This window comes from Caulobacter sp. D5 (assembly GCF_003185805.1).
In the GTDB taxonomy this organism is placed as follows: Bacteria; Pseudomonadota; Alphaproteobacteria; order Caulobacterales; family Caulobacteraceae; genus Caulobacter.
On record NZ_QHJY01000191.1, the window covers coordinates 1 to 5,036 of the forward strand.

Annotated in this window: 3 protein-coding genes and 1 pseudogene; 2 read left to right on the forward strand and 2 right to left on the reverse strand. The window is 69.5% G+C overall.

The window, feature by feature from the left end; genetic code table 11:
• Positions 1-65 precede the first annotated feature (65 nt).
• The gene (locus tag DMC18_RS13615) at positions 66-1,274 is read right to left on the reverse strand and encodes an acyl-CoA dehydrogenase family protein (RefSeq protein ID WP_110119344.1); all 1,209 of its coding nucleotides are present in this window, start codon (positions 1,272-1,274) and stop codon (positions 66-68) included.
• Positions 1,275-1,464: 190 nt separating this feature from the next.
• Here DMC18_RS13615 and DMC18_RS13620 point away from each other — a divergent pair, with 190 nt between their 5' ends.
• Complete coding sequence (locus DMC18_RS13620) at positions 1,465-3,123, forward strand: bifunctional lysylphosphatidylglycerol flippase/synthetase MprF (RefSeq protein WP_110119343.1); 1,659 nt, start codon at positions 1,465-1,467, stop codon at positions 3,121-3,123.
• Here the strand turns inward: DMC18_RS13620 and DMC18_RS13625 are convergent.
• Positions 3,098-3,310 carry a hypothetical protein gene (locus DMC18_RS13625; RefSeq protein ID WP_110119342.1) on the reverse strand — a complete coding sequence of 71 codons (213 nt, stop codon included), beginning with the start codon at positions 3,308-3,310 and terminating at the stop codon, positions 3,098-3,100. The two genes, DMC18_RS13620 and DMC18_RS13625, sit on opposite strands and share 26 nt — an antisense overlap.
• A 201-nt stretch (positions 3,311-3,511) precedes the next feature.
• Here DMC18_RS13625 and DMC18_RS13630 point away from each other — a divergent pair.
• A pseudogene (locus DMC18_RS13630) lies at positions 3,512-5,036 on the forward strand (Localization factor PodJS); the annotation flags it as partial.

The window sequence follows — 5,036 nt, forward strand, 5'->3', positions numbered from 1 at the left end:
TAACCCCTCACCCTCCCACCGCTTCGCGGCGGGCCCCTCCCTCTCCCTCTGGGAGAGGTTGATCATTATTGGTGATCGAGCAGGCCAAGCACGCGCTTGGCGACGACGTTGAGGTTCACCTCGCTGGTGCCGCCCTCGATGGAGTTGCCCTTGGCGCGCAGCATGGCGCGCAGGGCGGCGATCTCGTCGGGGGTGAAGCCTTCGCCTTCCCAGCCCAGGCCCTGCAGGCCCAGCGCCTCGACCAGCAGTTCGGTGCGCTCCTGGTTCATCTTGGCGGCGGCGTACTTGATGATCGAGACGGCGGCGCTGGGGCCAGACCCGGTCTTGGACTCCGCTTCGGCCCGGCGGACGGTGAGCAGGAAGGCGTGGGCGTCCATCTTGTGGGCGGCGATGCGGGTGCGCAGGTCGCCGTCGGCGATGCGGCCCTCGGCGTCGACGCCGACGTGGGTCTTGGCGGCTTCGGCCACGTCGAGGCCGGCGTTGCCGCCGAAACCCGAGGCCGAGATGTTCTGGCGCTCGTACTGGAGCAGGCGCTTGGCGATCTCCCAGCCGCCGTTGACCTTGCCGACCAGCTGCTCCTTGGGGACCTTCACATTGTCGAAGAAGGTCTCGCAGAACGGCGAGGAGCCGCTGATCAGCTTGATCGGGCGGGCCTCGACGCCGGGCGAGGTCATGTCGAACAGCACGAACGAGATGCCCTCGTGCTTCTTGGAGGTGTCGGTGCGGACCAGGCAGAAAATCCAGTCGGCCTGGTCGGCGTAGCTGGTCCAGACCTTCTGGCCGTTGATCAGCCAGTGGTCGTCCTTGTCTTCGCACTTGGTCTGGAGGGCGGCGAGGTCGGAGCCGGCGCCGGGCTCGCTGTAGCCCTGGCACCAGCGGGTCTCGCCGCGGACGATGCCGGGCAGGAAGCGCTGCTTCTGCTCCTCGGTGGCGTATTCCAGCAGGACGGGGCCCAGCATCCAGACGCCGAAGCTCATCAGGGCGGGGCGGGCCTTGATGCGGCGCAGCTCCTGCTCGAGCACCTTGTTCTCGGCCTTCGAGAGGCCGCCGCCGCCATACTGCTTGGGCCACATCGGCGCGGTCCATCCCCTGTCGGCCATGCGGTCGAGCCAGAGCTTGGCGTCGGGGTTCTTCCACTGGGCCCTGGCGCCGCCCCAGGGGGCTTCCTTCTCGTCGGCGATCGGGGTGCGCATGGAGGGGGGGCAGTTGGCCTCCAGCCAGGCGCGCGTTTCGGCGCGGAAGGTGTCGAGTTCGGTGGCGCCGAAGTCGGCCATGGCGGGGGCTCCCTGGTTCGTCTCGGGCGCTTGTCGGCCCGCTTCGGAGGGCAGACTACGCCACGGAACGCTGGGAGCAAGTCGATTCAAACAATCGTTCGCATCGCGACGCGCGACGGGAACGCCACGAAGGCGTTATAGAAGCGCCGATGACGTTTCCCGGTCCGGGATTCGCCGATCAGGGGTCTTGATGTCCGCGCCAGAACTGAGACCCGCCGCCTTGGCGATCGCGCCGACGCTGGCGGCGATCCTGGCCGCCTCGGCCGGCGTGCTGCTGCTGGCCTCGGGCGCGACGCCGTCGGAACCCACGCGCTTCGCGATCCTGCTGGCCTTCGCCCCGTCGGCGCTGATCGAGATCAGCCACTTCGTCTCGTCGATCCTGGGCCTCGTCTTGGTGCTGCTGGCCTTCGGCCTGCGGGCGCGGCTGGACGCGGCCTGGTGGGCCACCCTGGTGATGCTGGCCGCCGGCGCGGTGCTGGCGATCTTCAAGGGCCTGAACTGGGAAGAGACGGCGACGCTGAGCGCCTTCTTCCTGGCCATCGTGCCGTTCCACGAGGCCTTCCCCCGCAAGGCGGCCCTGTCGCGGATGGAGATCACGCCCGGCTGGCTGCTGTCGGCGGCCGCGGCCATCGGCGGGGCGGCCTTCCTGGGCTGGTGGATGTTCCACCACACCGAATACGCCGACCGCTCGTGGATGCGGATCATGGGCGACAAGGAGGCCGCGCGGGCCATCCGCTCGTCGATCGCCGCGGCGGTGGTGCTGATGGGCATCGGCCTGTGGCGTCTGATCGCCACCCCGGCGACGCCGCCGGTCGTGGACGACACCGATCCCGACTTCGACCGCGTGCGGGCGATCCTGGCCAAGGCCGAAGCCGCCGAGCCGGCTTCGAACCTGGCCCTGCTGGGCGACAAGCGTTTCCTGTTCTCGGCCTCGGGCGAGAGCTTCCTGATGTTCGGCGTGCGCCGCCGCTCTTGGATCGCCATGGGCCCGCCCGTGGGCCGCGACGACGAGCGCATGGAGCTGTTCTGGCGTTTCCGCGAGCTGGCCGACGCTCATGCGGCGCGGGCCGGCTTCTACGCTCTGGGCCCCGAGGACCTGCCCGACACCGTGGATCTGGGCCTAGCCATCCAGAAGACCGGCGAGAGCGCGGTGGTGCCGCTGGAGAGCTTCTCCCTGGCCGGTCGTCGTCGCGAGGTCCTGCGCCGCAACTGGCGCAAGGCGGGCGAGGGCGGGGCGGCCTTCGAAATGATCCCGGCCGGCGCGGCCATGACGGTGATGGCCGAGCTGCGGGTGATCTCCGACGCCTGGCTGGCCCACCACGCCGGCGGCGAGAAGCAGTTCTCGATGGGCGGCTTCGATCCGCGCTACGTCGCCGAGTTCCCGGTCGCCCTGGTTCGCTCGGAAGGCCGCATCGTCGCCTTCGCCACCCTGTGGACCACGGCCCACAAGGCCTCGTTCTCGATGGACCTGATGCGCTACTCCGACGAGGCGCCCAAGAACATCATGGACTACCTGTTCGTCGAGCTCCTGCAATGGGGCAAGGCGGAGGGCTATACGGCGTTCGAGTTCGGCATGGCCCCGCTGGCGGGCCTGGACGACCGGCCGCTGGCCCCGATCATGTCGCGCGTGGGCCGTCTGCTCTACGAACGCGGCGAGGGAATCTACAATTTCCAGGGCGTGCGGCGCTACAAGGACAAGTACGATCCGGTCTGGCAGCCGCGCTACATTGCGGCACCTCGTCGCTGGGCGATCCCGTTTCTGCTCGCCGACATCGGCCTGATGTCGTCCGGCGGCGTCTCTGGACTGACCAAGCGGCCGCGACCTAATAGCGCGGGTCGCCCGTCTTAAAGCCCAGCAGATTGAGCGCGTGAGCGGCCAGAAGCAGGGTCGCCACCGCCGTCACCATCATCAGCGGGCGCCACGGCGCCATGCGCGGACCCCTTGCGGGGTTGGAAGGACGCGCGCCCAGCCAGCCGAAAAGCACGGTCAGGGCGATCGTCGTCGCGCCCGCGATCAGGGTGGGGATCATGTCCATCGGGCGCAAATGGCCTGCGACAATCGGCCTGGCAATAGGTTAATGCGCGTTAACACACGGGAACCGAATCCTCTGTACATACCTTGGTAACTGTGTCTGTTAACCTGTCCACAGGAACGCTACATCTAGCGTTTCGGTCGCGTTTACACGCTAGGAATCGGTGACTAGCGTGGGTCCCCAGGTGCGGGGAGAACGATTCGCATGACTGCCGCGGCTCCATGGAGCGTAAAGGGTATTGACCCGAAAGCACGGGAGGTCGCCAAGGACCTCGCCCGTCGCTCGGGCATGACCCTCGGTGAGTGGCTGAACCGGATGATCATCGAAGGCGATTCCGCCGGTTTCGATGCTCCGCCCGCCGATCCCGTTAACGATACTGGCCGTTCGAACGGCCGCGCCATTTACCTTGAGGCCGACCGCGCCGAGGCGCCGCCGCGCATCGAGGCCCCCGAGCATCCCGCCGACGAGGTGGGCCGGATGGCCACCGCGCTCGACCGCCTGACCCAGCGCATCGAGGCCGCCGAGGCCCGCTCGGCCCAGGCCATCACCGGCATCGACCAGTCGGTGCGCGGAGCGCTGCAACGCCTGTCCAGCTCCGAGCGCGAACAGATCGCCGTCGCCGCCCGCTTCGAGGGCCTGGCCGACGAGATCAAGAGCGAGCAGACCCGCAACGCCGAGCGCCTGCGCCGCGTCGAGAACGAGGCCGCCGGCCCGCGCTCGGCCGAGGCCCTGCGCGCGCTGGAAAGCGCCGTCGGCCGCGTGGCCAACCACCTCTACGAAGGCGAAAGCCGCACCCGCGAGACCCTGGCCTCGCTGGAAGCCAAGGTGGCGGCCAAAGAGGCCGCGCCGGCCTCGGCCGTGGTGGAAGAAGTCGTCGCCCGTCTTCAGGAACGCCTGGAAGCCGCCGAGGCCCGCACCGCCGAGGCGCTGCAGGCGCTGGGCGGTTCGTTCTCGGCCCTGGACAGCCGCCTGTCGGCCGTCGAGGGCGACGGCGGCAGCGCCCAGAAGCGCCTCGAAGAGCTGGCCGGCAGCCTGTCGGCCAAGATGGAGGCCGCCCGCGTCGAGATGGCCGCCAAGCTGCGCGAGACGGCCGACGGCCGCTTCGACCGCATGGAGCGCAAGCTGGGCGAGATGACCGCCCACATCCAGGCCGCCGAGCAGCGCTCGGCCCAGGCCATCGAGCGCATGGGCCGCGAGGTTGTCGGCCTGGCCGACGCCTTCAACCGCCGCATCCAGACCTCGGAAGCCCGCCAGGCCAACGCCATCGAGCAGGTCGGCGGCGAGGTGGCGCGCATCGCCGCCAGCGTCGAGCACAAGCTCAATCGCAACGACAGCGTCCAGGCCCAGGCTCTGGAGAAGCTGGGCGTCGAGATCGCCCGCATCACCGAGAAGCTGGCCGAGCGCATCAGCGCCTCGGAGCGCCGCAACGCCCTGGCCATCGACGACGTCGGCGACCAGGTGGTTAGGGTTACCGACCGCCTGAACCAGCGCGCCGAACGCAGCTCGCAGGAACTGATCGACCGCATCCGCCAGTCGGAGGAGCGCACCGCGCGTCTGCTCGACGAGGCCCGCGAGAAGATCGACACCCGCCTGGCCGACGCCCAGCGTCGCCTGGCCGAGACCCCGGCCCCCGCGCCGGCCCCGGCCCGCCAGGCGCCCGCGGCGCACTCGCCGTTCTGCGAGGACCGCTTCTCGTTCGGCGGCGAGGCCGTCAGCGAGGACGTGTTCG

What these genes read in the sequence shown, in the direction of transcription:
- DMC18_RS13615 (WP_110119344.1), bottom strand. Translation starts at nt 1,274, where the DNA reads ATGGCCGACTTCGGCGCCACCGAACTCGACACCTTCCGCGCCGAAACG.
- DMC18_RS13625 (WP_110119342.1), bottom strand. Translation starts at nt 3,310, where the DNA reads ATGGACATGATCCCCACCCTGATCGCGGGCGCGACGACGATCGCCCTG.
- DMC18_RS13620 (WP_110119343.1), top strand. Translation starts at nt 1,465, where the DNA reads ATGTCCGCGCCAGAACTGAGACCCGCCGCCTTGGCGATCGCGCCGACG.